Annotated in this window: 3 protein-coding genes and 1 pseudogene; 2 read left to right on the forward strand and 2 right to left on the reverse strand. The window is 67.3% G+C overall.

What is annotated here, in order from left to right; all coding sequences use genetic code 11:
• The first annotated feature begins 529 nt into the window (after positions 1-529).
• Positions 530-1,003 (forward strand): hypothetical protein, encoded by a 474-nt coding sequence (locus tag ACWD35_RS45185; RefSeq protein WP_451357132.1) that lies wholly within the window; start codon positions 530-532, stop codon positions 1,001-1,003.
• On the opposite strand, the gene ACWD35_RS45190 is transcribed toward ACWD35_RS45185, so the two are convergent.
• Positions 1,000-1,608 carry an IS5 family transposase gene (locus ACWD35_RS45190; RefSeq protein WP_451357133.1) on the reverse strand — a complete coding sequence of 203 codons (609 nt, stop codon included), beginning with the start codon at positions 1,606-1,608 and terminating at the stop codon, positions 1,000-1,002. The genes ACWD35_RS45185 and ACWD35_RS45190 overlap by 4 nt on opposite strands.
• A 135-nt stretch (positions 1,609-1,743) precedes the next feature.
• Between ACWD35_RS45190 and ACWD35_RS45195 the strand changes: the two genes are divergently transcribed.
• Positions 1,744-3,099: an IS4 family transposase gene (locus ACWD35_RS45195; protein WP_451357134.1), complete on the forward strand. Its 1,356-nt coding sequence runs from the start codon at positions 1,744-1,746 to the stop codon at positions 3,097-3,099.
• A 1-nt stretch (position 3,100) separates the two neighbouring features.
• Here ACWD35_RS45195 and ACWD35_RS45200 read toward each other — a convergent pair.
• A pseudogene (locus tag ACWD35_RS45200) lies at positions 3,101-3,532 on the reverse strand (hypothetical protein); the annotation flags it as partial.

Raw genomic sequence — 3,532 nt, forward strand, 5'->3', positions numbered from 1 at the left:
GCCAACCAGGAAGCGACCGAACAAGTGAACCTGAAACCACGTCAACCCGCCCTGACCAGCTAGTCAGCCCCTCCCTCACAGCGGGGGAACCTCAGGGAGACGGAGACCATGCGCACCCACGGCTGGGTCCGCGCCCAGCCGCCCGAGACGCCCAACCTGCCGCCGGCCCCGCCCGGGCTCACACCGCGCGGTCAAGGCTGAGCCTGTGCGAAACCGGTCCTCGCGGAAGCCACCGCGCCTCTACAGTCCTGCCATGCCGCACCTGACAAACGAGCGTTGGGCAGGTTGGTTGGATGCTGCGCAGTTTCAGTGGTCGTCGGGGTGTCGGGGGTCGCGGCGTGGTCTGACCCCGTGGATCGTGTGGGGGCGGGGTTCGTGACCCGGGCCGTGACACCAGGTGAGAATCCCTAAGACGCCATTCGCTTTCCGAACGTGATCGTTTGGTTCGGGCTGGGTGGGCATGAACTCCGGCTGGCGGCGGGAGAGATGGGCGTGGTTCGTCCGTTCGTCCCGCTTGTGGGGGTGGCTGGTGCCGTCAGTACTCGGTCTGCTGGAGGTCCGGGAGATGAAGGTCCGGGAAGAGGTCGCGCGGTTGCGGGAGGAGGCCGAGCGGGTGCAGGCCGCCCTCGGCGAGGCGGAACGCGCACTTCAGCGTCTTGCGGATGCCCGTGTGACGGTGGCCGAGGTGCTGGCCGAGCCGCCGTGTGCGGTCGTGGAGCCGGTGGTGAGTGCGGTGGCGGGGACGGTGGTGCCCAGACGGGCCGAGGGGATGACGTCGTCGGTCCTGCCTGCGGACCACCAGCGGATCATGTCCGTGCTGGAGTCGGCTGCGGGCCGGGAGGGAATGCGGTGCCAGCAGTTGGCCACGGCCCTGGGCCTGCAAGCGGTCCCGGCGAAGGTCGAGGGGCTGCGGTCGAAGGCGAAACGCCTGGTGGAACGAGGGTGGGCACTCCAGACACGGCCAGGGGTGTTCACCCAGCTCGGGACGACGGCCGGCTGCTAGGCGCCAGGGCGGCGCCCGGCCAGGCGGCCGCTCATCAGCATGGTCATCGACCACAGCACCATGGCCTCATGCATGGCAGGCAGCGTCTCGTAGTCGCGCACCAGGCGACGCGAGCGCATCAGCCAGCTCAGCGTTCTCTCCACCACCCACCTGCGCGGCAGCACCACGAACCCCGTCACGTCATCCGACCGTTTGACGATCTCCAGGGCGAGCCGGAGTTCCTCGCGGGCCCAGCCGACCAGGCTCCCGGCGTATCCGCCGTCCGCCCAGATGAGACGGACGGAGAAGTACTGGCGTCGCAGCCGCTCGAGCAGGGGCACGGCGGCGTCGCGGTCCTGCACGCTTGCCGCGCTCACCGCCACGGCCAGGACCAGGCCGAGGCAGTCCACCACCAGGTGCCGCTTGCGGCCGCCCACCTTCTTGCCGCCGTCCCAGCCGGACGTGGAGCGCGGGATGTTCGCCGCTGCCCGCAGTGACTGCGAGTCCACGATCGCGGCTGTCGGATCCACCGTCCGTCCTTCCTTCTCACGCACGCGGTCGCGCAGCCGGTCGTGGAACTCGGCGAGCAGACCCGTCACCTGCCAGCGGCGGGCGAAAGCGTGCACACGCCGGTACGGCGGGAAATCCGCAGGCAGATTGACCCACTTGACGCCGTTGTCGCAATGCCGTTGCTTGAGAGGTGCACGTAGTTCCTCTCCCAGGCACGGTGACCGCCGGGGTGCTGGTTCGTTGACACGGACATGCATCCATGGATCGGGTTATCCGATGAAGTCCGGCTCGGGTTGCTCACCGAGTGGATCGTTCCTGAGCTGGTGGACGAGGTGCTGACCGCGTGTGGTCGGCTGGATGCCAAGCCCCGTCCCCTGTCGAGCCGGTTCATGGTCTACTTCGTGCTTGCTCTGGCCTTGTTCCAGCAGGGCTCCTACGACGATGTCGCGGAGAACCTGGTCGGGGCCTTGGGCGAGATGGACCAGTCGGTCCCGAACAAGTCGTCGTTCACCAGGGCCCGGCAGCAGCTTGGGGCCGCACCGTTGGAGGCAGTGTTCCGCCGTGTGGCGGGGGCGATCGCTCCGCCCACCCTCGAGGCCGCGTTCTGGCGCGGGATGAGAGTTGCCGCGGTCGACGGGTTCTTGCTGGACGTGCCGGAGAACGATACGACACGTGCCGCTTTTGGTGGGCAGGTGGACAGCGCCGGTCGGCCCATCGGGTTCCCGCAGGCCAGAGTGGTGACGCTGACCGAGACCTGTACGCATGCGACGATCGACGCGCGGATAGGCAGCTTCAAGGGCGGTGGTGGCGAGCCCGCGCTGGCGACAGAGATGGCCGGCAGTGCCGTCGGCATGCTGGTGATCATGGACCGGGCCTTCCCCGGTGTCGCATTGTGGAAGGCATATACGCAGGCCGGAGCCCACTTACTGATCAGAGCCCGCACCTTCGTCGCCGCGAAGCCCATGGAGGTCTTGCCTGACGGGACTTATCTGACCCGGATGAATCTCGCCGGGCAGCGGCGCTCCCATCCGGGCGGGGTGACAGTCAGGGTGATCGACTACCAGGTCGACGGGGGCGAAACAACCAGGCTGCTGACCGACTTGCTCGATCCCGAGTCCTGGCCCGCCGAGGAGCTGGCAGCTCTGTATCACGAGCGCTGGGAGATCGAATCCGCCTACCGGCAGCTGAAGACCTTTCAGCGGGGAAAGACCGAGGTGCTGCGGTCGGTGTCGCCGGAACTGGTACGGCAGGAGATCTGGGCCCACCTGACTCTCCATCACTGTCTGAACCGGATCATCATGCGGCTGGCCGACGGCGAGGGCCTGGACCCCGACCGGATCTCGTTCGTCAAGGTCCTCAAGCACACACGACGCAGCGTCGTTCTCCAGGCAGGCCAATCAACCCGCCGTCTGCGGCAGTTCATGAAGCGGATGGCCACGAAAGTCGTGCGCAAGCTCGACAACGGGCTACGGCGACTACGCGCAGCGGACCGCTACACCCGCCATCCGGTCTCGCAGTACATCGTGCGCAAGAAAGACCAGGTCAGGCGAGGCACACGACGGGTTCCGGAGAAGGTCATCACCCTTACGCCCGCGATACTTCAGTAGCTCAAGCAACGGCATTGGCCGTTGTCGACCACGTAGCGGACTGCATCCAGCATCCAATGCCACGAAGTTCAGGGCCTGTTGGTGGTGTCAAGGCTTCAGGAAGGGTGATCTTGTAGGTGTTCGGTGCCGTGCGGATGAGTCGGCCGTTGCGGGCCCAGTAGCAGAGTTGCGCGGTGAGGCTGCTGAGGGGGCGCCCCGAGGAGGGGAGCCCGAGATGCCGCGCGATGTCCCGGGTGTGCATGGGCTGGTTGGAGTTCGCGGCCAAGAGCTGGCAGACCTGGCCCCAGCGGCCGGACAGGGCCCGGCTCGGGTCCTGCGTGCTGGGCAGGGCTGGTGGGTGCACGGTGATCTCGATGGCGGTGATCGGGGTGCTGTCGCGTGGACGCCCGTCGCGGTTCCAGATGTTGTAGCGGGAGGTTCCGCACTTGACGAT

The organism is Streptomyces sp. NPDC002671 (genome assembly GCF_053592475.1).